Here is a 21,762-nt window from a genome sequence, read left to right on the forward strand (position 1 = left end):
CCAGGCTGTCCGAATACCGTCTCAAAGGTGTCCGCTATTCGGACACGCCCCTTTCGTTCGCGACCGTGCGTGCTTTACTTGCAGACATGACCACGACGAGCAGCCGCACCCTTGCGACCGAGGCGATCACGACGCCCGGTGCTCGTTGTATGTGTCGAATGTGCGCCATCTGAGGGCTCCCGCCGATTTTCGCGCCCCGAAGCGAGACCGACGGCCGCACCGGTTCTCCCCGCCCGACGGCGGCGGACCGTGCCTGCCCCGCGCACCCGCCGACGCCCGGCCATCCGCCGGACCGGCCCCCGTGCGCCTGACTGTCCGATGACGAATGCCCCGTGCGTGACGGACCCCGCGTCGCGCACTCGACAGTGACGGAAACCCCTGTGATCACCACTTCGGGCCTGACCAAGGTCTACGAGTCGCGCGGCCGGCAGGTCACCGCTCTGGACGGCGTCGACCTCCACGTCCGCGAGGGCGAGGTGTTCGGCGTGATCGGCCAGAGCGGCGCCGGCAAGTCCTCCCTCATCCGCTGCGTCAACCTCCTGGAGCGCCCCACCTCCGGCACGGTGACCGTCGACGGCGTCGACCTCACCGCCCTCGCCGGCAGGAGCCGCCGCGCGGGCAAGGACCTGCGCCGGGCGCGCAGCAGCATCGGCATGGTCTTCCAGCACTTCAACCTGCTGTCCTCCCGCACGGTCAAGGACAACATCGAGCTCCCCCTGGAGATCCTTGGCATATCCGGCGCCGAGCGCTCCCGCCGCGCCCTGGAACTCCTCGACCTCGTCGGCCTCGCCGACAAGGCCAAGGCCTACCCCGCCCAGCTCTCCGGCGGCCAGAAGCAGCGCGTCGGCATCGCCCGCGCCCTCGCCGGCAAGCCCAAGGTCCTCCTCTCCGACGAGGCCACCAGCGCCCTCGACCCGGAGACCACCCGCTCCATCCTCCAGCTCCTGCGCGACCTCAACCAGCAGCTCGGCCTCACCGTCCTGCTGATCACGCACGAGATGGACGTCGTCAAGACCATCTGCGACTCCGCCGCCCTCATGCAGCACGGGCGCGTCGTCGAGTCCGGCACCGTCGGCGAACTGCTCGCCACCCCCGGCTCCCAGCTCGCGGCCGAGCTCTTCCCCGTCGGCGGCGCCCCCACCGGCCCCGACCGCACGGTCGTCGACGTCACCTTCCACGGCGAGGCCGCGACCCGGCCGGTCATCTCCCAGCTCTCCCGCACGTACAACATCGACATCTCGATCCTCGGGGCGGCGATGGACACCGTCGGCGGCAGGCAGATCGGCCGGATGCGGATCGAACTGCCCGGACGGTACGAGGAGAACGTCGTCCCGGTCGGCTTCCTGCGCGAGCAGGGCCTCCAGGTCGAGGTCGTGGAAGAAGTCGAGACCACCGAAGAAACGGTTGTCCAGGAATCGGTGTCCGACGCGGCGACCGTACTGGTGAAGGAAGGTGCCAAGTGACCTGGTCCGAGATGCAGCCCCTGCTGGAGCAGGGCACCGTCGACACCCTCTACATGGTCCTGTGGGCCACCGTCGTCACCGTCCTCGGCGGCCTGCCGCTCGGCATCCTCCTCGTCCTCACGGACAAGGGCGGACTGCTCCAGAACCGGCCGGTGAACAAGGTCGTCGGCGCGATCGTGAACGTGGGCCGCTCGCTGCCCTTCATCATCCTGCTGATCGCCCTGATCCCCTTCACCACCTTCGTCGTCGGCACCTTCATCGGCCCGACCGCGATGATCGTGCCGCTCGCCATCGGCGCCATCCCCTTCTTCGCCCGCCTCGTCGAGACCGCGATCCGCGAGGTCGACCACGGCCTCGTCGAAGCCGTCCAGGCCATGGGCGGCGGCATCCCCACCATCGTCCGCAAGGTCCTGCTCCCGCAGGCCCTGCCCTCCCTGGTCTCGGGCGTCACCACCACCGTGATCGTGCTCATCGGCTACTCCGCGATGGCCGGCGCGGTCGGCGGCGAAGGCCTCGGCTCCAAGGCCGTCACCTACGGCTACCAGCGCTTCGACACCACCTTCATGCTCGTCACGGTGGTCGTCCTGGTCGCCGTCGTGACCGTCGTCCAGCTCATCGGCGACGGAGTCGTCCGACTCCTCGCCCGCCGGGGCCGCACGGCCTGAGCCGTCCCGTCCCGCCCCCGACTTCGTCCTGCGAAGAACAGTCCGGACTTGTTGTCCAGACGACTACCACTCCACCCGAAAGAGGCACTCTTCGTGCGCAAGAACATCAAGCTCACCGCCGGCGTCGCCGCCACCGCAGCCCTCGCCCTCGGCCTGAGCGCCTGCGGCACCTCCTCCGACCCGTCCTCCTCCAAGGACTCGGCTGGCGCCGCCGACAAGCCCCTCGTCGTCGCCGCGTCCCCGACGCCGCACGCCGACATCCTCAACTACGTCAAGGACAACCTGGCCGAGAAGGCCGGCCTGAAGCTGGAGGTGAAGGAGTTCACGGACTACGTCCTGCCGAACACCGCCACCCAGTCCGGCCAGGTCGACGCCAACTTCTTCCAGCACAAGCCGTACCTCGACGACTTCAACCAGAAGAACAAGACCACCGTCGTCCCCGTGGTCAACGTCCACCTGGAGCCGCTCGGCCTCTACTCCAAGAAGCTCAAGTCGCTGAAGGACATCAAGCCCGGCCAGACCGTCGCCGTCCCCAACGACACCACCAACGGCGGCCGCGCGCTCCAGCTCCTCGCCGAGAACGGCCTGATCGCCCTCAAGGACGGCGTCGGCACCAACGCCAAGCTCTCCGACATCACCGACAAGAAGGGCCTGGAGTTCAAGGAGCTGGAGGCCGCCACCGTGCCCCGCGCCCTGAACGACGTCGACGCCGCCGTCATCAACGGCAACTACGCCCTGGAGGCGAAGCTGGAGCCGGCGAAGGACGCCATCGCCCTGGAGAAGGCCGAGGGCAACCCGTACGCCAACTTCCTCGCCGTGAAGGCGGGCAACGAGAAGGACGCCCGCGTGCAGAAGCTCGCCGAGCTCCTCAACTCGCCCGAGGTGAAGAAGTACATCGAGGACACCTACAAGGGCTCGGTCATCCCGGCCTTCGGCGCCCCCAAGGAATAACCGCTGTCCGAGGGGCCGTCAGAACGGTTCCCCCGTACAGTCCTTGAGCGGAAGGCCCCCGCACCCCGTCCGGTGCGCGGGGCCTTCCGTCGTACCCGACCCGGCCATGCGCACCGGCGGCGGCATGCTGCATGCTGTGCGTTCACGGTCGATTCGGACGGTCCACGGCATGGAGCTGCGCATGACTACCACCTTTCCGGACATCTCCATCAACACGGACCGGTTGGTGCTGCGCGCGTTCGAGGAGGCGGACGCCCCCGCGCTCGCCGAGATGATGAACGACGAACTCGTCGGCGCCTGGACCGCCGTGCCCCAGCCCTACACCGAGGCCGCCGCCCACCGCTGGATCACCGAGCACGCCCCCGCCGAACGCGCCGCCGGCCGCGGACTCGACCTCGCCGTCACCGAGTTCCTCACCCAGCGCCTCGTCGGCGTCGTCCAGCTGAGCGACACGGACTGGCGCGTCCGCTCCACCGAACTCTCGTACATCGTCGCCCCCTGGGCCCGCGGCGAGGGCTACGCCTCCGAGGCCGCGCTCGCCACCGCCCGGTGGCTCTTCAACGACCGGAAGTTCGAACGCCTGGAACTGCGCACCCCGGCCGACAACACCGCCTCCCAGCAGGTCGCCCAGAAGATCGGCTGCATCAGCGAGGGCGTCCTGCGCAACGCCTGCATAGCCCGCACCCGCACCGAGGACGGCGGCTGGACGGACCTGCGCACCGACTTCATCGTCTGGGGCCTCCTCCCCGAGGACCTCGACGACGTCGCCGACCAGATGGCCGAGGCCGGATACTCCTCGTACACCGACTGGAGCTGACGACCGGGTACGCTCGGCACGCCCCCGACCTGCGACAACACCACAGGGAGACAGACGACGATGGCCGACCGCGTCACGGTGATCGGCTGGGACGGATCGCCCCTTTCCCCGGCGGCCCTGTCCGCGCTCTCCGCCGCCACCCTGGTGGCCGGAGCCGGCCACCACCTGGACCGGCCCGAGGTGCCGGCCGCCGCCGAACGCATCCGCCTCGGCAGTGTCGACCTCGCCGCCCGCCGCATCGCCGGCCACCGCGGCACCGCCGTCGTGCTCGCCGACGGCGACCCCGGCTTCTTCGGCGTCGTCCGCACCCTGCGCGCCCCCGAGCACGGCCTGGAGGTCGAGGTCGTCCCCGCCGTCTCCTCCGTCGCCGCCGCCTTCGCCCGGGCCGGCATGCCCTGGGAGGACGCCCGGATCGTCGTCGCCCAGCAGCGCACCCTGCGCCGCGCCGTCAACGTCTGCCGCGCCCACCCCAAGGTCGCCGTCCTCACCTCGCCGGGCGCGGGCCCCGCGGAACTCGCCCTCCTCCTCGACGGGGTCCACCGCACCTTCGTCGTCTGCGAGGAGCTGGGCACCGACCGCGAACGGGTCTCCGTCCTCACCTCCGACAAGGCCGCCGACCACGTCTGGCGCGACCCGAACGTCGTCCTCGTCATCGGCGGGGGAGGCGGCACCCCGGCCGCCCCCTGGCTGGCGGGCCAGGACCCGTCCGTCCGCCCCGTCCGCGGCTGGGGCCTCCCCACCGAGGAGTACGACTCCGAGGGGCACGGCACCGCAACCGATCAGGTCCGCCCGAAAGCGGGCGAGGACCCCGCCCTCCGAGCCGCCCAACTCGCCCGTCTCGGGCCCCGCACCGGCGACCTCGTCTGGGACATCGGCTGCGGGGGCGGCGCCTTCTCCGTCGAGGCGGCCCGCTTCGGCGCCGCCGTCATCGCCGTCGACCTCGACCCGGCCGCCCGCGCCCGCACCGAGGCCGCCGCCCGCCGCCACGGCGTCCCCCTCCAGACCGTCCAGGGCCGCGCCCCGCACGTCCTGGAGAGCCTGCCCGAACCCGACGTCGTGCGGATCGCGGCCGGCGGCGTCACCGTCGTCACCGCCTGCGCCGACCGGCGCCCGGAGCGCATCGTCGCCCACGCCTCCACCCGCGACGAGGCCGAGGCGATCGCCGCCGCCCTCACCGCCGCCGGCGGCTACGCCGTCGAGAGCCTCCTCCTCCAGACCGTCGGACTCGACCCGGACACCTGGTCGGAACGCGATCGTTCGGCCGTCTTCCTGCTCTCCGGACGCAGGATCGAACGCTCCCCCTGATCCGCCCGCCCCGCCGGTCGGGGTAGGCTGGCCGATTGTTGTACCGCATCCGGACGTTCGTCACTTCATGTGCCGATGTCCTGAAATGGTCGCCCCTCGGGGCAGGCCGGTGTGGTACGCGACCAGGGGGGACCGCGCGACGTGGCGCAGTCCACAGCGCACCGTGGCGAATCTTCCTGCCACGGCGGCCGAGGACCGGGACAATGTGCAGGTGTCCGCGCGCTTCGTGCCGCGCGGCGCGCGCGCTCGTTGTTGTCGACGGGCGCAGGTCCGAAGGAGCACAAGCGATGGGCGAGGGGTACGCATGACGGACACCGGCCAGGTCCCGGGCGAGGGGCTGCCGGAGAACGCAGGCATGGTGGAGCAGCCGGGCATCCCCGCACCGGCCGCGTACACCTTCCTGGACCCCTCCGAGCACACCGCCGAGGACGACGACCTGCTTCTGATGCCGGGCGCCCAGGGCGCCTGGAGCGAGCACCCGCCGGGCGTCGTGCCCGCGCCGCCGGTCGCCGTGCCCCCGCCGGTCCCCGTGCTCCCGCACCAGGAGGCCCCGGCCCCGCTGGGCGACCCGCTGACGGACCCCCTGCCCGACCCGCTCACGGACCCGCTCCCCGAGCACGCCGCCCTCGGCGACGTCCTGACCGCCCCGCAGGACCGGACCCCGCCGCAGGGCGTACCGCTCGACCCGTACACCGGCACCCCGGCGCACGGCGTCCCCGCCGCCGGCACTCCCGCGCACGGCGTCCCGGCCGCCCCGCACGAGCCGGTCCTCACGGACCACGGCTACGAGCCCGGCATCCTCGACACCGGCGCGCACGAGGCCGTCGGCCACGACTCGGGCTCCGTCGACCTCGGCGGCGTCCCCCTGCCCCCGCCGGCCGTGGCGCAGACCCCGCCGCCCGCCCGCCGCCCGCTGCACATGGGCCCGCCCGTGCCCGAGGGCACCGGCGGAGTCGTGCGCTCGCTGGCCGACCGGGGCCCGGCCACCGCGCCCGCCCCGGCCCCGCAGCCCGCTCCGGAGCCCCTCGTGGCCACCGGCCCCGTCCCCGTGCCGGTCCGCACCCCGGGCCCGCCGGCCACGGGCCCCGAGTACTTCGACATCGCGCAGGAGCAGCAGCTCGCGCCGCAGGGCGCCGAGCCGTGGACCGCGCAGGAGCCGGTGGTGCGGCCCCCCGCAGAAACGGTCGTCCCGCACCCGGACCACTCCGGTCAGTTCGTCCAGGTCGAGGGCACCGTCCCGACCGCCCCGCACCTGGCCCCGACGCCGACCCCGGAGCAGCCCCCGGCCCCGGAGCAGCCCCCGGCCGCGGAACCGGCCCCCGAGCCCGAGGCGCCCGCTGCCGCGGCGGAGCCCGCGCCCGAGGCCGCCCCGGAGATCTGGGAGGAGCCGGCCGGCCCCGAGGCGGTCGTCGTGCCCGCGCCGCGCGAGCCCGAGCCGGAGCCCGTCGTGGCCGCCGCCCCCGCCCCCGTACCGGACGAGCCCGAGGAGCCCGCCGCCGAGCCCGAGGCCCCGGTGGAGCAGGCACCCGGGGAGCCGGTGGCGGAGACCGCCCCCGAGCAGCCGCAGGAGCAGGAGACCCCGGAACCCGTACTCCAGGAGCAGCCGGAGCCCGCGCCGGCGGCGGAAACCGTCCCCACGGCGGAGCCGATCCAGATCCAGGTCCAGGAGCCGACCCCGACCGAGGAGCCGACCCCGGCCCAGGAGCAGGCATCCACTCCGGAACCGGCACCTGCTCCGGAACCGGCACCTGCTCCGGAACCGACACTTGCTCCGGAGCCGACCCCCGCCCCGGAGCCCGCTCCCACCGAAGGTGAAGAGCTCGCTCCCACCCCGGAACCGGTCCAGGAGGTCACTCCGGCCTTGGCTCCGGCTCCGGCCCCCGGCTACGACGACGCCGAGCGCGAGGCCGTCCTCCGCGTCATGCGCGAGCGCCGCGACATCCGCAACGGCTTCCGCTCCGACCCGATCCCGCACGAGGTGCTGCTCCGCGTCCTGGAGGCCGCCCACACGGCCCCCAGCGTCGGCCACTCCCAGCCCTGGGACTTTGTCGTCATCCGCTCCGCCGAGACCCGGCAGACGATGCACGAGCTGGCCCAGCGGCAGCGCGAGGCGTACGCCAGGTCGCTGCCGAAGGCCCGTGCGAAGCAGTTCAAGGAACTGAAGATCGAGGCCATCCTCGACACCCCGGTCAACATCGTGGTGACCGCCGACCCCACCCGGGGCGGCCGCCACACCCTCGGCCGCTACACGCAGCCGCAGATGGCCCCGTACTCCTCCGCGCTCGCGGTCGAGAACCTCTGGCTCGCGGCCCGCGCCGAGGGCCTCGGCGTCGGCTGGGTCAGCTTCTTCGACGAGCGCGAGATGGTCCGCACCCTCGGCCTCCCCGAGCACCTCGAAGTGGTCGCGTACCTCTGCGTGGGCTACGTGGACGAGTTCCCCGAGGAGCCCGAGCTGATGCAGGCGGGCTGGTCCAAGCGCCGCCCGCTGGCCTGGGTCGTCCACGAGGAGACGTACGGCCGCCGCGCCCTGCCCGGCGAGGAGCCGCACGACCTCCTCCAGGAGACCGTCGCGAACATCCGCCCGCTGGACGCCAAGGCGCTCGGCGAGGCCTGGGAGCGCCAGAAGCGCATGACCAAGCCCGCCGGGGCCCTGGGCATGCTGGAGATCATCTCCGCCCAGCTCGCCGGCCTCTCCCGGATGTGCCCGCCGCCGATCCCGGAGCCCGCGGCCGTCGCGATCTTCGCGGGCGACCACGGCGTCCACGCCCAGGGCGTCACGCCCTGGCCGCAGGAGGTCACCGGCCAGATGGTGGCCAACTTCCTCGGCGGGGGAGCGGTCTGCAACGCGTTCGCCAACCAGGTCGGCGCCGAGGTCTGCGTCATCGACGTCGGCGTGGCCTCCGAGCTCCCGGCCACCCCGGGCCTCCTGCCCCGCAAGGTCCGCCCCGGCACCGCCGACTTCACCACGGGCCCCGCGATGACCCGCGAAGAGGTCCTGGCGGCGATCGAGGTGGGCATCGAAACGGCCCGCGACCTCGTGGCGGCCGGCAACAAGGCCCTGCTCACGGGCGAGATGGGCATCGCCAACACCACGGCCTCCGCCGCCCTGATCTCGGTCTTCACCGACGTGGACCCGGCCGAGGTCACGGGCCGGGGCACCGGCATCAACGACGAGACCCACGCCCGCAAGGTGGACGTGGTCCGCCGCGCCCTCGCCCTGCACACCCCGGACCCGGAGGACCCGATCGGCGCCCTCGCGGCGGTCGGCGGCCTGGAGCACGCGGCCCTCGTGGGCCTGATCCTGGGCGCGGCCTCGCTGCGCACCCCGGTGATCCTCGACGGCGTCTCCACCGGAGCGGCGGCCCTGGTGGCCCGGGCGATCGCGCCCGAGTCGCTCGCGGCCTGCATCGCGGGTCACCGCAGCGCCGAGCCGGGCCACGTGGCGGCCCTGAACAAGCTGGGCCTGCGCCCCCTGGTCGACCTCGACCTCCGCCTCGGCGAGGGCACGGGCGCCCTGCTCGCCCTCCCGCTGGTGCAGAGCGCGGCCCGCGCGATGCACGAGGTGGCCACGTTCGACTCGGCGGGAGTCACCGAGAAGTAGCACCACCGGCGCGGCCCCCACCCACTCACGCGAGTGGGGGCCGCGCAGGAACAGGGTTCGGGACGTCAAGCGTGATGTGTGGCGCGACCGGTGGGTGAGCCGTTCCAGAACGGCGGGCGCCGTAAATCACGCAGTCCCGAACCCTGTTCCGGAGCGGCCCCCGCGTCACGCTCCACGGCGGGGAGATCCGTCACAGGGTGACACCCCGGGGCCACCGATATCGTGGGACCCGAAACCGCGCCCCACCAGCCGCTCCACCGCCGCAGCGGCCCCGCACATGCAACGCCCCGAGGAGCCGCTCACCCATGGCCGAGAACACCGAGAAGGCGACCCCCGACGCCCACCCCGCCTACCCGGTGGGCCTCCGCCTCGCCGGCCGCCGCGTGGTCGTCCTGGGCGGCGGCCAGGTCGCCCAGCGCCGCCTGCCGGCCCTGATCGCCGCGGGCGCGGACGTCACCCTGATCTCCCCCTCCGCGACCCCGTCCGTGGACGTGATGGCGGAGACGGGCGAGATCACCTGGATCAAGCGCCGGTACGAGGACGGCGACCTCGCCGACGCCTGGTACGTCCTGGTCGCCACGACCGACCCCGCCACGAACGAGGCCGCCTCCGCCGAGGCCGAGCGGACCCGGACCTGGTGCGTGCGCTCGGACGACGCCGAGGCGGCCACCGCCTGGACCCCGGCCACCGGCCGCGGCGACGGAGTCACCGTGGCGGTGCTCACCGGCCACGACCCGCGCCGTTCGGCCGCCGTGCGGGACGCGATCGTGGAGGGCCTGCGGGACGGCTCGATCGCGGCGCCCCAGCACCGCGCCCGCACCCCGTTCGTCGCCCTGGTCGGCGGCGGCCCCGGCGACCCGGACCTGATCACGGTGCGCGGCCGCCGCCTGCTCGCGGAGGCGGACGTGGTGATCGCGGACCGTCTCGGCCCCCGCGACCTCCTGGACGAACTGCCCCCGCACGTCGAGGTGATCGACGCGGCGAAGATCCCGTACGGCCGGTTCATGGCCCAGGAGGCCATCAACAACGCGCTGATCGAGCACGCGAAGGCGGGGAAGTCGGTGGTCCGCCTGAAGGGCGGCGACCCGTTCGTCTTCGGCCGGGGCATGGAGGAGGCGCAGGCGCTGGCCGCCGAGGGCATCGCCTGCACGGTGGTCCCCGGCATCTCCAGCTCGATCTCGGTGCCGGGCGCGGCCGGCATCCCGGTCACGCACCGGGGGGTGGCCCACGAGTTCACGGTGGTCAGCGGACACGTGGCCCCCGACGACCCGCGCTCCCTGGTCGACTGGGCCTCGCTCGCCAAGCTGACGGGCACCCTGGTGATCCTCATGGGCGTCGACAAGATCGGAAAGATCGCGGAGGCCCTGATCGCCCACGGAAAGGCCCCGGAGACCCCCCTGGCCCTGGTCCAGGAGGGCACGACGGCGGCCCAGCGCCGGGTGGACGCGACGCTCGCGACGGTCGCGGAGACGGTCAGGACGCAGGAGGTGCGCCCGCCGGCGGTGATCGTCATAGGCGACGTGGTGACAGAGGGCCCGACGAAGTAAAAACCCACCCCGCCCCACACCCACCCCACCCCACACCCACCCCACCCCACATCCACCCCGCACCCGGACAAGGCAGCATCCCCCAGTGGCCGAACTCATCACGATCGACGCTCCCGACGACCCCCGCCTGCACGACTACACGGGCCTGACCGACGTGGAGCTCCGCCGCAGACGGGAGCCGGCCGAGGGCCTGTTCATCGCGGAGGGCGAGAAGGTCATCCGGAGGGCGGGTCAGGCGGGGTACGCGATGCGGTCGATGCTGCTCTCGGCCAAGTGGGTCGACACCATGCGGGACGTCATCGACGCGTCCGAGGCGCCGGTGTACGTGATCGACCCGGACCTCGCGGAGCGGGTCACCGGCTACCACGTGCACCGGGGCGCCCTCGCGTCGATGCAGCGCAAGCCGCTCCCGGAGGCGGCCGAGCTGCTGGCGGACGCCCGCCGGGTGGTGATCATGGAGTCGGTGAACGACCACACCAACATCGGCGCCATCTTCCGCAGCGCCGCCGCCCTCGGCATGGACGCGGTCCTGCTCTCCCCGGACTGCGCGGACCCGCTCTACCGGCGCTCCGTGAAGGTGTCCATGGGCGCGGTCTTCTCCGTCCCGTACGCCCGCCTGGAGGGCTGGCCGGGGGGCCTGGAGACCGTACGGAAGGCGGGCTTCGAACTGCTCGCGCTCACCCCGGCGGAGCGGGCGGTCTCCATCGACGAGGCAGCCCCGCACAAGCGGGACCGCGTGGCGCTGATGCTGGGCGCGGAGGGCGAGGGGCTGTCGCAGAAGGCGCTGCGGGCCGCCGACGAGTGGGTCCGCATCCCGATGGCCCACGGCGTGGACTCGCTCAACGTGGGAGCGGCGGCGGCCGTCGCGTTCTACGCGGTGGCGACGGGCCGCCCGGAGTCCTGACCCGAGGACCGGGGCGGCTCAGCCCTGGAGGGCCTGCGCGGCGGCGATGCCGAGGGCGACGACCAGGGTGACGACCACGAAGACGAAGAGCCGCTGCCGCAGCAGCCGGGGGTTGGCGGGGCGGCGACCCGTCGAGGTGGAGCGGACGCCGGGCCTGGTGCCGGAACGGGACTGCGGGGACCGCGAGCCCCCGGTGCGCGGCCCGGCGGCGGAGGAACGCGAGGACACGCCCCGCCCCTGACCCCGCTCGCGCTCCCCACCGCGCTCCCGGTGCTCCCGCTGCTCCCGGTGCTCTCGCTCGGAGCCGCGCTCGCCGGTCCGCTCCGGACCACGCCCGCGCGTGTCCCGTTCGGTGTACTCGGTGTACCGCTCCGTCGGCCGGACGGTGTTCCGCTCCTCGGACCGCTCCCGCTGCACGGGCGGCCGGGAGGCGGGCAGCCCCTGCGCCTCGCGCGCCGCGATCTCCTTGAGCCGCATCGAGAGCTGGAGCGTGCTGGGCCGGTCCTCGGGGTCCTTCGCGAGGCAGGCCCGGACGAGGGGAGCCAGCGCGTCGGGCACGCCGTGCAGCTGCGGCTCCTCGTGCACGACCCGGTAGAGCATGACCTCGGAACTGCCGTGCCCGAAGGGGGAGTCGGCCATCGCCGCGTACGCCAGGGTGGCGCCGAGCGAGAAGACGTCGGTGGCGGGGGTGACGGCGGCGCCGCGCACCTGCTCGGGGGCGAGGAAGCCGGGCGAGCCGACGGCGGTGCCCACGTGGGTGAGGGTGCTGGCGCCGGTGGCCCAGGCGATGCCGAAGTCGATGATCCGGGGGCCCTTGGGGGAGAGCAGGATGTTCGACGGCTTGAGGTCCCGGTGCACGACGCCGGCCTCGTGGACGGCGACCAGGCCCTCCGAGAGCGCCGCCCCGATCGCGGCCACGTCGGCGGCGCGCAGCGCGCCCTCCTCGGCGACCCGGTCGTGCAGGGAGGGACCGGGCACGTACTGGGTGGCGAACCAGGGGCGGTCAGCCTCCAGGTCGGCGGCGACGAGCCGGGCCGTGCAGCCGCCGCGGATCCGCCGGGCCGCCGACACCTCGCGGGCGAACCGCGACCGGAACTCCTGGTCCTCGGCGAGGTCGGGCCGGATGACCTTCAGGGCGACCCGCTGGCCGCGCCGGTCGGACCCCAGGTACACGACGCCCATCCCGCCGGCCCCCAGCCTGCGGTGGAGCCGGAACGACCCGACGATCCGCGGATCCTCGCGCCGGAGCCGCATCATCGCCATGTCCGTCCCCTCGTCCGTTCGACGTGGCACAGCTTACGTAGTGGCGCCCGCACGCGCTCATAGGCCGCGCCCTCGCACCGGGATCGATTGTCAGTGCTGTGGAGGACCCCCGGAGGCCGGTGACAAACCTCCCGCCCCCAACCCCCTTCCTCCTGAACCCACTTGACGGCCCCTGTGCGACCCGCACCCACCCCCGCCGGGAAGCCCCACCACCCCACGGAACCGGACGCCCCCGCGACGATCAAGGAAGTGAGCGATGTCACGCCCCTTGCCCCGCACGCCCTCCCCGGCGCAACCCCTGGGGGAAGACCCCGGGTTGTGCGCCCCCGTCTCCACCCAGGGGAGTACGCCGTGCGGGCGGCCGTCATCCTCCGGGAGGCCCGCAAGTCGGTACGCGGGCATGACGTCCCGGCGCCCCCCGCTTCCTAAGGTTGTTGTCACGCGGCGGGTGCAGCACTCGTCCCCCGAGGTTACGCACCCGCCGCGCCACAAGACGGGAGAGGAACCATGGCCTACACGGCACCGAGGACGACCAGCCGGCCTTCGGGCCGCCGTCACCCCTTGGTGGCCACCGCCATGGTCCTTCCTCTCGCGGCCCTGCTCGTGGTCGTCTTCGGCGGCTGGGAAGCGGTGGTCACACAGGCGTCGTCCGTGGGCGTGATGCTGGGGCGCTGAGCGGCGCCCCGGACCCGGGAGAGCGGCCCGGGTCGGGACATCCGACCATCAGCCCCGTGGGGACGGGGGTGCGACGGACGGCAGCGTGGGGCCGGTCGGCTGGGGAGCCGACCGGCCCTCGCGCGTTCCCGCCCGCCTCTGCCGTACGAGCACCCCGCCCCGCCCCGGCACACGAGCGGCCCGGCACCGAATCACCCACCCCGGCACCGAATCCACGCCCCCCCCGCACCGGAACTCCCCGTCCCGGCCCACCCGCGAGCACCCGCAACCCCCCACCCCGTACGCTCCCCGCGTGACCCCCACCCAGCCCCCGTCCATCCAGCCCCCGTCCGCCCCGCCGGCCCCGATCGACGGCCTCGCCGCCCTGGCCCGCGCCGCCGCTCATCCGCCCGGTGCCGAGCGCTGCGGCTGCGCGGACGGCGGGCTCGTCCGGGTGCTCGCGGACCGGGAGGACGGGACCGTCGTACGCCACGGGGCGCTCGTGGTGAAGGCGCACGCCCCCGACACCGACCCCGAGGCGCACCGCGCGCGGATCGCGCTGGCCGCCCGCCCGGACGTGGCCGGCGTCCTCCTGCCGCCCCTCCCGCTGCCGCCGGCCGCTCCGGACGTGCTCGGCGGGCGGCCGGTCACGGTCTGGCCGTACGGTCCGCCCGTCGACCCGGCGGACCCCGACGCCGCTCCGTGGGAGGAGGCGGCGCGGCTCCTCGCCCTGCTCCACCGCACTCCGCTCCCGCCCGGGACCGCGGACGGACTCCCGGCGATGCGGGCCCCGCTCAAGGCGGCCCTCGCCGTGGACCGGATGCGCCGGACGGCGCCGGACCACCCGGCCGCGGCCACCGTCCTCGCCGCCTGGGCGACGATCCCCGCGATCCCCAAGGAACCCACGGCCCCCGCGAACGCCCCCCGCCTGCTTTGCCACGGCGACTTCCACCTGGGCCAACTCGTCCGCCTCGTACAGCCCGCTCCCGCCCCGGAGGGCCCCTCGGCCTGGCGGCTCATCGACGTCGACGACCTCGGCACGGGGGACCCCGCCTGGGACCTGGCCCGTCCGGCCGCCTGGTTCGCCGCCGGCATCCTGCCCCCGGAGGTCTGGTCCCGTTTCCTCGGCGCGTACCAGGAGGCGGGAGGCCCGGCGGTGGGGTCCGATCCATGGGTCCGGCTCGACGTGCCGGCCCGTGCCCTGACGGTGCAGACCGCCGCCCTGGTCCTCGCGAAGTCCTCGGCCGAACGCCGGCCGCTGGACGAGGTGGAGGAGGTGATGATCGACACCTGCGCCCGCATCGCCGGACATCGAACCGGGTAGGCACTTTCGGCGTCCACGTAAGGTGAAGCCACCATTCGAACGGCAATGTCAGGGAGTTGAGCCGAGCATGCAGTGTCCCAAGTGTCATGCGGCCATGCACACGTACAACCGCAACGGCGTCCAGATCGAGCAGTGCAGCGGCTGCCGGGGCATATTCCTGGACTACGGCGAGCTGGAGGCCCTGACCCGCCTGGAGTCCCAGTGGGTCCAGCAGGCCCCGCCGGCGCCGCCTGCCCCGCAGGCCTACCCGGCGCAGCCCGCTCCCGCCGCGCCGGCCTGGGGCGCCCCGCACCACGGCGGCCACCACGGCGGCGGTCACTACCGTCAGCGCGGCTTCGGACGGATGCTCTTCTCCTCCTGAGTCCTCCCGGGAGGTCCCGGGACTTCCCGGACCTCCCGGCCCCGGACCTCCCGGAACGAAGAAGCCCCCGGCCGCTGAGTGCGGCCCGGGGGCTTCTTTCCGTGGTGCGCGATACTGGGATTGAACCAGTGACCTCTTCCGTGTCAGGGAAGCGCTCTCCCGCTGAGCTAATCGCGCGGGCTGTGCACAACCTACCCGAAGGCGGTCGTACTGCGTGCGCGATACTGGGATTGAACCAGTGACCTCTTCCGTGTCAGGGAAGCGCTCTCCCGCTGAGCTAATCGCGCGGGGGATCCGGAGATCCGGGACCCGAAGGTCCAGTGGACGATACTGGGATTGAACCAGTGACCTCTTCCGTGTCAGGGAAGCGCTCTCCCGCTGAGCTAATCGTCCTTGGAGGTGGAGACGGGATTTGAACCCGTGTAGACGGCTTTGCAGGCCGTTGCCTCGCCTCTCGGCCACTCCACCAGGAGTGAATACGGGGGTTCGGGAAGATCCCCCACATCGAGCGGACGACGAGATTCGAACTCGCGACCCTCACCTTGGCAAGGTGATGCTCTACCAACTGAGCCACGTCCGCTTGTCGTTTCCGTTCCGCTTGCGCGTCCCGGCGACGTGTTGAACTCTAGCGGATTCCCGGGCCAGCACAAAAACGCGTTTCCGCAGCGTGCTGACCTGCGGGCCGACCGGGGCGCCGACGACCACCCCCCGGCGGGACCCCCGGAGGGTTCGCGCGGCGTTCACTCGCCGTGTTCCCGGGGTCGCGCGCAGCCCCGGTCGTACGCGGCCCGGTGCCCCCGCTCCGCCCGACCTAGACTCGACGCGTGTACGACCTCGCACCTCTGGCCCGTTTCGGCGGCCTCGTCGCCACCGACCTCCGGGACGTCACCCACGACCCCGAGGCCCTGGACTCCACCGGCTTCTGGGCCGTCTGCGCGGACTTCGAGGGCCGCCTGACCTGCGCCCGCTTCGGGGACGTGCGGCCGGACCCGGTGCCCGCGCCCGTGCCGGGCGCCTGGCACGGCCCCGCCGCCGGTGCCTGGACGTCCTCCCTCGACCGCGCCGCGTACACCGAAGGCGTACGGCGGGTGCGGGAGCACATCGCGCGCGGCGAGGTCTATCAGGCGAACCTCTGCCGGGTGCTGTCCGCGCCGCTGCCGGACCCGGCAGCCGCCGACGTGGACGCCCTCACCGCGCTCCTCGCCCGGGGCAACCCCGCCCCGTACGCAGGAACGATCCGCCTGCCCGCCCACGGCGTGGAGATCGCCACCGCGTCCCCCGAGCTCTACCTGCGCAGGGACGGGGCCCTGGTCTCCTCGGGACCGATCAAGGGCACCGGCCGCACCGCCGCCGACCTCCTGCCCAAGGACCACGCCGAGAACGTGATGATCGTCGACCTGGTCCGCAACGACCTGGGGCGCGTCAGCGAGACCGGCTCCGTCACCGTCCCCGCCCTCTGCGCGGTCGAGGAGCACCCCGGCCTGGTCCACCTCGTCTCCACCGTCGCCGGAGTGCTGCGCGAGGACGCCGGCTGGCCCGGACTGCTCGCCGCCACCTTCCCGCCCGGCTCGGTCACCGGCGCCCCCAAGTCCAGCGCGCTGCGGATCATCGAGGCCCTGGAGACCATGCCCCGGGGCCCCTACTGCGGGGGCGTCGGCTGGGTCGACGCCGACGCGGCCACCGGCGAGCTGGCCGTCGGCATACGCACCTTCTGGATCGACCGCCCCGAGGGCGTGCTGCGCTTCGGCACCGGCGCCGGCATCACCTGGGGCTCCGATCCGGAGCGCGAGTGGGAGGAGACCGAGCTGAAGGCGTCCCGGCTGGTCGCGATAGCGTCGGGCGCCTACGAACCAGGCGCCTCCGAGGCGACAGGAAAGGCCATTTCTCGATGAAACTCTGGGTCAACGGCGGGCTGCACGACGCGGAGACCGCCCGGGTCTCCGTACTGGACCACGGACTGACCGTCGGCGACGGCGTCTTCGAGACGGTCAAGGCGGAGCGCGGGGAGACGTTCGCCCTCACCCTCCACCTGGAGCGCCTCACCCGCTCGGCCCGGGGCCTCGGCCTGCCCGATCCGGACCTCGACGAGGTCCGCCGGGCCTGCGCCGCCGTCCTGGAGGCCAACCCGATGGAGCTCGGCCGGCTCCGCGTCACGTACACCGGCGGCCCCTCCCCGCTCGGCTCGGAGCGCGGCGACGCCGGGACCAGCCTCGTCGTCGCCCTCGGCGAGACCGGTCGCCGCCCCGACACCACCGCCGTGGTCACCGTGCCCTGGACCCGCAACGAGCGCGGCGCCCTCACCGGCCTCAAGACCACCTCGTACGCCGAGAACGTCGTCGCCCTCGCGAAGGCGCGCGAGCAGGGGGCCTCCGAGGCGCTCTTCGCCAACACGGTGGGGCGGCTCTGCGAGGGCACCGGCTCCAACGTCTTCGTCGTGGTCGACGGCCGGATCCTCACCCCGCCCGTCTCCTCCGGCTGCCTCGCGGGCATCACCCGCGCCCTCGCCGTGCGGTGGACCGGCGCGGAGGAGGCCGATCTGCCGCTCGACGTCCTGGAGAGCGCCGACGAGGTCTTCCTGACCTCGACCCTCCGCGACGTGCAGGCCGTGCATTGGGTCGACGGGCGCGAACTGTCGCCCGCGCCCGGACCTGTCACCGCCAAGGCCATGCGGTCCTTCGACGAGCACGCGGCCCGCGACCGGGACCCGCGCCTCTGACAGGGCCGGTCGCGGACCGCGGGGAAACCCGGTGACGGGCGGCCCCGGTGGCGGGTAGAACACTTCCGATGACCACCACCCTGCGGCCGGTCGAGCCGCTTCAGCAGCTGCCCGGCGGCGGCCGTTCCCGCACCTACGACGTGTGCGTGAACAGCCGCCGTGTCGGCTCCGTCCACCTCGCCACCGACCCCGCCTTCGGCGCCGCCTCGGGAGTGATCCAGGACCTCCGGATCGACGAGCCGGACCGGGGGAGGGGCCGGGGCACGGTCGCCGCGCTCGCCTCCGAGGAGGTGCTGCGGAGCTGGGGCTGCGTCCAGGTGCGGGCTTCGGTGCCCGCCGACGCCGCCCCCGCGCTGCGCATGGTCCGCTCGCTCGGCTACGTCGAGCGCAGCCGGAACATGGTCAAGGAGCTGCCCGAGGTCCCGCCCGCGCTCCCGGAGGGCGTCGAGGTCAGGCCGATGACCGGCGCCGAGTACGAGGAGTGGGAGGTGCGGGCCCGCGAGGCGTTCGCGCGGAGCTGGACCGAGCGGGGCGTCCCCGAGGAGCAGGCGCGCGCGAAGGCCGAGAACAGCCACCGCGCCCTCCTGCCCGAGGGCCTCGCCACCCCCGGCACCGCGATCCACGTCCTCGTCCGGGACGGACGCCCCGCCGGCTTCCTGTGGACCGGCCGGACCGAGCTCGAACCGGGGCGCTGGGCGGCCTACGTGTACGACATAGAGGTGTACGAGGAGCAGCGCGGGCACGGCTGCGGGCGGGCGCTCATGCTGCTCGCCGAGCGGGTCGCGCGGGAGGCCGGGGAGACCCTGCTCGGACTGCACGTCTTCGCGGACAACACCCCGGCGGTCCGGCTCTACGAGTCGCTCGGCTACCGCACGACCCACGTCAACGGCGCCAAGCCGCTGCTGTAGGCCCGTGCGGGCGGGTCAGGCGCCGAGGAGGCGGTCGGCGATCGCCTCGATCCGCTCCCGCAGGCCCTCCTGGCTCTGTCCGCCGTCCAGGCGCTCGCCGTCGATGACGTAGGTCGGCGTGCCGGTGACCTTGATCGCCTTGCCCTCGGCCTCGTCCGCGTCGACGGTCAGCAGGTGCCGGCCGTCGATCAGGGCGGTGTCGAACTCCTCGGCGTCCAGGCCCAGTTCGGCCGCCAGCTCCAGGAGGACCGGCTCGCCCCGCTCGCCGAGCTCGGCGGTCCTGGCGAGCAGCGCCTCGGCGTACGGCCAGCCCTTGCCCTGCTCGGCGGCCTCCTCGGCGGCCTGCGCCGCGGCGTACGCGTGCTTGTGCTTGGCCAGCGGGAAGTGGCGCAGCTGCACGTCGAGCCGCTCGCCGTACTTCTCGCGGAGCGCGCGGACGTCGTCGAGGGCCCGGAGGCAGTCGGGGCACTGGAGGTCGAACCACGCCTCCAGGACGGCGGGGGAGACGGGTGCGGTGGTGGAGTCACTCATGTCAGCAGTCTCCCTCACCGACGCCCGGCGGCTCTCCGGCACCCGGGGGGCCCGAGCCCTCGACCGGGGCTCGGGGTGCACCGACCCGGGGGTTCACCGGGCCCCGGGGAGGAGATCCCGGCCGGGGCGACCCGGAGATCTCCCTGAGACCGGCCCGGGGACATGGCCCCGGGCGGACGCGGGGGTGCAGGATGGAAGGGACGTATCACCCGGGGACCTGGAGGACCGCATGCTCGCCGAGACCATCTGTTCCGCGGTGTCCGCGGCGGGCCTGGGCATCGCCGCGATCGCGGCGTACCGGAAGCGCTTCCTGTCCGCCGCCCGGATCGCGGCCTACGCCCTGGTGCCCCTCGGCCTGGTGATGACGGGGGCCGTCGCCTGGATCGCGGGCACGGCGTTCAGCCCGGTGGCCTGGGCCGGCTTCGGCGTGCTCGGTCTGGCCTGGCTGCTCTTCCTGTCCACCCGGGCCGTCGAGCGGCGCCGGGCGGGCAGAGGACAGACCGCCGTCGCGGAGCCCGCGCCGAGGGCCGCGGCTCCCGGCACCCAGGCGCCCCCGCGGGCCGTGACGGGGAAGCCGCGGGCCGCCGAGCCCGCCGGCGACGACTTCAGCGACATCGAGGCGATTCTGAAGAAGCACGGAATCTGACCGCTTCTGGCGATTCCGCTGACCGCCCCGGTTCGGCGATCCACGGGAAGGAGTGAACCGTTCGGGCCGGAAGGCGTGTTCCGCGATCCCGGGTGCGCGCGTGCGCGATCATCCCCCCGAGATGCTGGATACCTCGCGGGACCCCGTTCCCGCCTCCACCGAAGCCCCCGGCGAAGAAGCGCGCGGCTGTCTGTACGCGCTCTCCCAGCCGCCGCTGATGATCTTCCTCGGCGTCATCGGCTGTCTGCTGCTCGTGGCCGCCGTGAACGACCTCTTCGTCCTGTGACGCCCCGCCGTGACGCCCGCTGCGGCGCCCCCGACCGGACCGTCAGCCCGCCGCCTCCTTGCGACGCGCCCGGTACGCGGCCACGTGGAGCCGGTTGCCGCAGGTCCGGCTGTCGCAGTAGCGGCGCGAGCGGTTGCGGGAGAGGTCGACGAAGGCCCGGCCGCAGTCCGGCGCCTCGCAGCGCCGCAGCCGCTCCTGCTCGCCCGCCACGACGATGAACGCCAGGGCCATGCCGCAGTCGGCCGCGAGGTGGTCCGCCACCGAGGCGCCCGGCGCGAAGTAGTGCACGTGCCAGTCGTAGCCGTCGTGGTCGGTGAGCTGCGGGGTGGTGCCCGCGCCCGCCACCAGCTGGTTGATCAGGGGGGCCGCGATCCGGGCCTCGGGCGCGGAGAAGACCGCCGCGAACTTCTCGCGCACCTCGCGCACGGCCCGCAGGTCGCCGGCGCCGAGGTCGCCCACGTCGCTGATCTTGTGCGCGTGGACGAAGACGTGGAGGCCCTGGAGGTCGGCGAGCGCGTCGGGGCGGTCGCCCTGCGGCGCGGTGTTCATCAGATCGACGACGGTGTCGAGGGCGATCCGGGTGTCGTGAGGGATCAGCACGATTCGCTCCCTGGCCGGCCGCGGGCGGGCGCCCGCGGAATGGCGCTGACTTTAGCGCGACCCGGACATGGCACCGGCGCCCACCACCGCGCCGGCTGCGCGGTGGTGGGCGCCGGATGACGTGCCTGTGGGGCTGCCCGCGCGGCGCCGTCTCCCCGAGTCGGACGGCGCCGTGCGGTTCTCGGCCTGGCTCAGCTGTCGGCCAGGATGTGGGAGAGCTCCGTATCGAGGTCGAAGTGACGGTGCTCGGTGCCCGGTGGCACGGCGGCGTCGGTCCGCTTCAGGAACGACTCCAGGGCCCTCGCCGGGGCCTCGAGCAGGGCTTCTCCCTCGGGAGAGCTCAGTGCGATGCAGACGACTCCCTGACCGTGACTACGAGATGGCCAGACGCGGACGTCGCCCGTGCCGGTGGGCCGGTGCAGCCCCTCGGCGAGAAGGTCGCGGGCGAAGACCCACTCGACCGTCTCCTCGGCTCCGGTGTGGAAGGTGGCGTGCACGGCATACGGATCGGCCGTGTCATACCGCAGGCCCGCGGGTACAGGCAGTGAGGACTCGCTCGACACAACGAGGCGCAGGTGCAGCTCGCAGCTGACCGTGGTGTTCATAAGCGCCAGGGCCTTTCGCTCAGTGTGCGCTCGGGGATTCGCACGTCGGCGAAATCGACATGCCACCTCCGGTGCCGTTGTAAACCCCTCTGTCGGTTTTGTGGTCGTTCAGGTCCCTCGTACGGGCGCGTGTAACTTTGGGTAATACGGCCATTCAGGTGTCGGCCCGGCGTCCGGTAGGTTGGGAGGCATGCATGCGGAGAGTGACGAGCGCACGGGGGAGTCCCCGGCCGACCGGGACGCCGAACTGGGATCCCGCGCACCGGAGTTCATCAAGTCCCGCCGGACCCTGCACCTCAGCTGGCAGGTCGGCGTCTTCATCGTGGGACTCGCCGTGGTCGGCGCCGGTGTGGTCATGCTGCCGCTGCCCGGGCCCGGCTGGCTGGTCATCTTCGCCGGCATGGCGATCTGGGCGACCGAGTTCGTCTGGGCGCAGCTCGTGCTCCGCTGGACCAAGCGCAAGGTCACCGAGGCCGCCCAGAGCGCCCTCGACCCCAAGGTCCGCCGCCGGAACATCATCCTCACCAGCATCGGCGTGGTGATCGTCGCGGTCCTGCTCGCCGTCTACGTCTGGAAGCTCGGCTTCGTCATGCCGTGGAAGATCGACGAGTGACC

At 73.5% G+C, this 21,762-nt stretch carries 21 protein-coding genes and 5 tRNA genes; 17 read left to right on the forward strand and 9 right to left on the reverse strand.

All coding sequences use genetic code 11. The annotated features are described in order from the left end of the window. The first annotated feature begins 380 nt into the window (after window positions 1–380). The 8 genes from AB0398_RS23430 to AB0398_RS23465 all read left to right on the forward strand — a co-directional run bounded on the left by AB0398_RS23430 (window position 381) and on the right by AB0398_RS23465 (window position 11,253). Window positions 381–1,463, forward strand: a complete 1,083-nt coding sequence (locus AB0398_RS23430; protein ID WP_366377568.1) for an ATP-binding cassette domain-containing protein — start codon at window positions 381–383, stop codon at window positions 1,461–1,463. Further along, window positions 1,460–2,128: a methionine ABC transporter permease gene (locus AB0398_RS23435; protein ID WP_366377569.1), complete on the forward strand. Its 669-nt coding sequence runs from the start codon at window positions 1,460–1,462 to the stop codon at window positions 2,126–2,128. Before AB0398_RS23430 ends, AB0398_RS23435 begins: the two co-directional genes overlap by 4 nt. A gap of 93 nt (window positions 2,129–2,221) precedes the next feature. Then, window positions 2,222–3,079, forward strand: coding sequence for a MetQ/NlpA family ABC transporter substrate-binding protein (locus AB0398_RS23440; protein WP_366377570.1), 858 nt, complete (start codon window positions 2,222–2,224; stop codon window positions 3,077–3,079). A gap of 181 nt (window positions 3,080–3,260) precedes the next feature. Beyond that, window positions 3,261–3,896, forward strand: coding sequence for a GNAT family N-acetyltransferase (locus AB0398_RS23445; protein ID WP_366377571.1), 636 nt, complete (start codon window positions 3,261–3,263; stop codon window positions 3,894–3,896). Window positions 3,897–3,956: 60 nt separating this feature from the next. Beyond that, the gene (cbiE, locus tag AB0398_RS23450) at window positions 3,957–5,201 is read left to right on the forward strand and encodes a precorrin-6y C5,15-methyltransferase (decarboxylating) subunit CbiE (protein ID WP_366377572.1); all 1,245 of its coding nucleotides are present in this window, start codon (window positions 3,957–3,959) and stop codon (window positions 5,199–5,201) included. A gap of 304 nt (window positions 5,202–5,505) precedes the next feature. Then, window positions 5,506–8,802: a nicotinate-nucleotide--dimethylbenzimidazole phosphoribosyltransferase gene (gene cobT / locus AB0398_RS23455; RefSeq protein WP_366377573.1), complete on the forward strand. Its 3,297-nt coding sequence runs from the start codon at window positions 5,506–5,508 to the stop codon at window positions 8,800–8,802. Between the two features lie 305 nt (window positions 8,803–9,107). Then, on the forward strand, window positions 9,108–10,349 hold the full coding sequence (gene cobA / locus AB0398_RS23460; protein ID WP_366377574.1) for a uroporphyrinogen-III C-methyltransferase: 1,242 nt from the start codon (window positions 9,108–9,110) through the stop codon (window positions 10,347–10,349). An 85-nt stretch (window positions 10,350–10,434) separates the two neighbouring features. Further along, complete coding sequence (locus AB0398_RS23465) at window positions 10,435–11,253, forward strand: RNA methyltransferase (protein ID WP_366377575.1); 819 nt, start codon at window positions 10,435–10,437, stop codon at window positions 11,251–11,253. A gap of 18 nt (window positions 11,254–11,271) precedes the next feature. Here the strand turns inward: AB0398_RS23465 and AB0398_RS23470 are convergent, their stop codons facing one another. Beyond that, the gene (locus AB0398_RS23470) at window positions 11,272–12,516 is read right to left on the reverse strand and encodes a serine/threonine-protein kinase (protein ID WP_366377576.1); all 1,245 of its coding nucleotides are present in this window, start codon (window positions 12,514–12,516) and stop codon (window positions 11,272–11,274) included. Window positions 12,517–13,023: 507 nt separating this feature from the next. On the opposite strand from AB0398_RS23470, the gene AB0398_RS23475 reads away from it, so the two are divergent. The 3 genes from AB0398_RS23475 (at window position 13,024) to AB0398_RS23485 (ending at window position 14,855) form a co-directional block, all read left to right on the forward strand. Beyond that, window positions 13,024–13,191 carry a hypothetical protein gene (locus tag AB0398_RS23475; RefSeq protein WP_365539931.1) on the forward strand — a complete coding sequence of 56 codons (168 nt, stop codon included), beginning with the start codon at window positions 13,024–13,026 and terminating at the stop codon, window positions 13,189–13,191. A 292-nt stretch (window positions 13,192–13,483) separates the two neighbouring features. Continuing rightward, on the forward strand, window positions 13,484–14,494 hold the full coding sequence (locus tag AB0398_RS23480; protein ID WP_366377577.1) for an aminoglycoside phosphotransferase family protein: 1,011 nt from the start codon (window positions 13,484–13,486) through the stop codon (window positions 14,492–14,494). 67 nt (window positions 14,495–14,561) lie between these two features. After that, complete coding sequence (locus tag AB0398_RS23485) at window positions 14,562–14,855, forward strand: zf-TFIIB domain-containing protein (protein ID WP_053644148.1); 294 nt, start codon at window positions 14,562–14,564, stop codon at window positions 14,853–14,855. Window positions 14,856–14,957: 102 nt separating this feature from the next. Here AB0398_RS23485 and AB0398_RS23490 read toward each other — a convergent pair. The 5 genes from AB0398_RS23490 to AB0398_RS23510 form a co-directional block, all read right to left on the reverse strand. Then, window positions 14,958–15,032, reverse strand: a tRNA-Val gene (locus AB0398_RS23490). Window positions 15,033–15,070: 38 nt separating this feature from the next. Then, a tRNA-Val gene (locus AB0398_RS23495) sits at window positions 15,071–15,142 on the reverse strand. Between the two features lie 34 nt (window positions 15,143–15,176). Continuing rightward, a tRNA-Val gene (locus tag AB0398_RS23500) sits at window positions 15,177–15,248 on the reverse strand. Window position 15,249: 1 nt separating this feature from the next. Then, a tRNA-Cys gene (locus tag AB0398_RS23505) sits at window positions 15,250–15,323 on the reverse strand. A gap of 39 nt (window positions 15,324–15,362) precedes the next feature. Further along, window positions 15,363–15,435, reverse strand: a tRNA-Gly gene (locus AB0398_RS23510). Window positions 15,436–15,679: 244 nt separating this feature from the next. Between AB0398_RS23510 and AB0398_RS23515 the strand changes: the two genes are divergently transcribed. The 3 genes from AB0398_RS23515 to AB0398_RS23525 all read left to right on the forward strand — a co-directional run bounded on the left by AB0398_RS23515 (window position 15,680) and on the right by AB0398_RS23525 (window position 18,479). Then, on the forward strand, window positions 15,680–16,747 hold the full coding sequence (locus AB0398_RS23515; protein WP_366377578.1) for a chorismate-binding protein: 1,068 nt from the start codon (window positions 15,680–15,682) through the stop codon (window positions 16,745–16,747). Further along, window positions 16,744–17,571 carry an aminodeoxychorismate lyase gene (locus AB0398_RS23520; protein WP_366377579.1) on the forward strand — a complete coding sequence of 276 codons (828 nt, stop codon included), beginning with the start codon at window positions 16,744–16,746 and terminating at the stop codon, window positions 17,569–17,571. Before AB0398_RS23515 ends, AB0398_RS23520 begins: the two co-directional genes overlap by 4 nt. 68 nt (window positions 17,572–17,639) lie before the next feature. Beyond that, window positions 17,640–18,479, forward strand: a complete 840-nt coding sequence (locus AB0398_RS23525) for a GNAT family N-acetyltransferase (RefSeq protein WP_366377580.1) — start codon at window positions 17,640–17,642, stop codon at window positions 18,477–18,479. 15 nt (window positions 18,480–18,494) lie between these two features. Here the strand turns inward: AB0398_RS23525 and AB0398_RS23530 are convergent, their stop codons facing one another. Further along, a complete protein-coding gene (locus AB0398_RS23530) occupies window positions 18,495–19,010 on the reverse strand; it encodes a DsbA family protein (protein ID WP_366377581.1) in 516 nt (171 codons plus the stop codon). 229 nt (window positions 19,011–19,239) lie between these two features. On the opposite strand from AB0398_RS23530, the gene AB0398_RS23535 reads away from it, so the two are divergent. Both AB0398_RS23535 and AB0398_RS23540 read left to right on the forward strand, forming a co-directional pair. Next, a complete protein-coding gene (locus AB0398_RS23535; protein WP_366377582.1) occupies window positions 19,240–19,656 on the forward strand; it encodes a hypothetical protein in 417 nt (138 codons plus the stop codon). 121 nt (window positions 19,657–19,777) lie between these two features. Further along, window positions 19,778–19,942 (forward strand): hypothetical protein, encoded by a 165-nt coding sequence (locus AB0398_RS23540; RefSeq protein WP_366377583.1) that lies wholly within the window; start codon window positions 19,778–19,780, stop codon window positions 19,940–19,942. A gap of 42 nt (window positions 19,943–19,984) precedes the next feature. Here the strand turns inward: AB0398_RS23540 and AB0398_RS23545 are convergent, their stop codons facing one another. Together AB0398_RS23545 and AB0398_RS23550 are read right to left on the reverse strand one after the other, a co-directional pair. After that, the gene (locus AB0398_RS23545; protein ID WP_366377584.1) at window positions 19,985–20,542 is read right to left on the reverse strand and encodes a CGNR zinc finger domain-containing protein; all 558 of its coding nucleotides are present in this window, start codon (window positions 20,540–20,542) and stop codon (window positions 19,985–19,987) included. Between the two features lie 191 nt (window positions 20,543–20,733). Further along, the gene (locus tag AB0398_RS23550) at window positions 20,734–21,147 is read right to left on the reverse strand and encodes an SsgA family sporulation/cell division regulator (protein WP_015032345.1); all 414 of its coding nucleotides are present in this window, start codon (window positions 21,145–21,147) and stop codon (window positions 20,734–20,736) included. A 190-nt stretch (window positions 21,148–21,337) separates the two neighbouring features. On the opposite strand from AB0398_RS23550, the gene AB0398_RS23555 reads away from it, so the two are divergent. Continuing rightward, window positions 21,338–21,760 carry a TIGR02611 family protein gene (locus tag AB0398_RS23555; RefSeq protein WP_366377585.1) on the forward strand — a complete coding sequence of 141 codons (423 nt, stop codon included), beginning with the start codon at window positions 21,338–21,340 and terminating at the stop codon, window positions 21,758–21,760. Window positions 21,761–21,762 lie beyond the last annotated feature (2 nt).

This window comes from Streptomyces sp. NPDC086147 (assembly GCF_040702165.1).
Taxonomy (GTDB): Bacteria; Actinomycetota; Actinomycetes; order Streptomycetales; family Streptomycetaceae; genus Streptomyces.

Bases quoted from the DNA above. Each gene is read 5' to 3' on its own strand.
- AB0398_RS23445 (WP_366377571.1), top strand. From the start codon at position 3,261: ATGACTACCACCTTTCCGGACATCTCCATCAACACGGACCGGTTGGTG.
- cbiE (WP_366377572.1), top strand. From the start codon at position 3,957: ATGGCCGACCGCGTCACGGTGATCGGCTGGGACGGATCGCCCCTTTCC.
- cobT (WP_366377573.1), top strand. From the start codon at position 5,506: ATGACGGACACCGGCCAGGTCCCGGGCGAGGGGCTGCCGGAGAACGCA.
- cobA (WP_366377574.1), top strand. From the start codon at position 9,108: ATGGCCGAGAACACCGAGAAGGCGACCCCCGACGCCCACCCCGCCTAC.
- AB0398_RS23470 (WP_366377576.1), bottom strand. From the start codon at position 12,516: ATGGCGATGATGCGGCTCCGGCGCGAGGATCCGCGGATCGTCGGGTCG.
- AB0398_RS23475 (WP_365539931.1), top strand. From the start codon at position 13,024: ATGGCCTACACGGCACCGAGGACGACCAGCCGGCCTTCGGGCCGCCGT.
- AB0398_RS23485 (WP_053644148.1), top strand. From the start codon at position 14,562: ATGCAGTGTCCCAAGTGTCATGCGGCCATGCACACGTACAACCGCAAC.
- AB0398_RS23520 (WP_366377579.1), top strand. From the start codon at position 16,744: ATGAAACTCTGGGTCAACGGCGGGCTGCACGACGCGGAGACCGCCCGG.
- AB0398_RS23525 (WP_366377580.1), top strand. From the start codon at position 17,640: ATGACCACCACCCTGCGGCCGGTCGAGCCGCTTCAGCAGCTGCCCGGC.
- AB0398_RS23530 (WP_366377581.1), bottom strand. From the start codon at position 19,010: ATGAGTGACTCCACCACCGCACCCGTCTCCCCCGCCGTCCTGGAGGCG.
- AB0398_RS23535 (WP_366377582.1), top strand. From the start codon at position 19,240: ATGCTCGCCGAGACCATCTGTTCCGCGGTGTCCGCGGCGGGCCTGGGC.
- AB0398_RS23540 (WP_366377583.1), top strand. From the start codon at position 19,778: ATGCTGGATACCTCGCGGGACCCCGTTCCCGCCTCCACCGAAGCCCCC.
- AB0398_RS23550 (WP_015032345.1), bottom strand. From the start codon at position 21,147: ATGAACACCACGGTCAGCTGCGAGCTGCACCTGCGCCTCGTTGTGTCG.
- AB0398_RS23555 (WP_366377585.1), top strand. From the start codon at position 21,338: ATGCATGCGGAGAGTGACGAGCGCACGGGGGAGTCCCCGGCCGACCGG.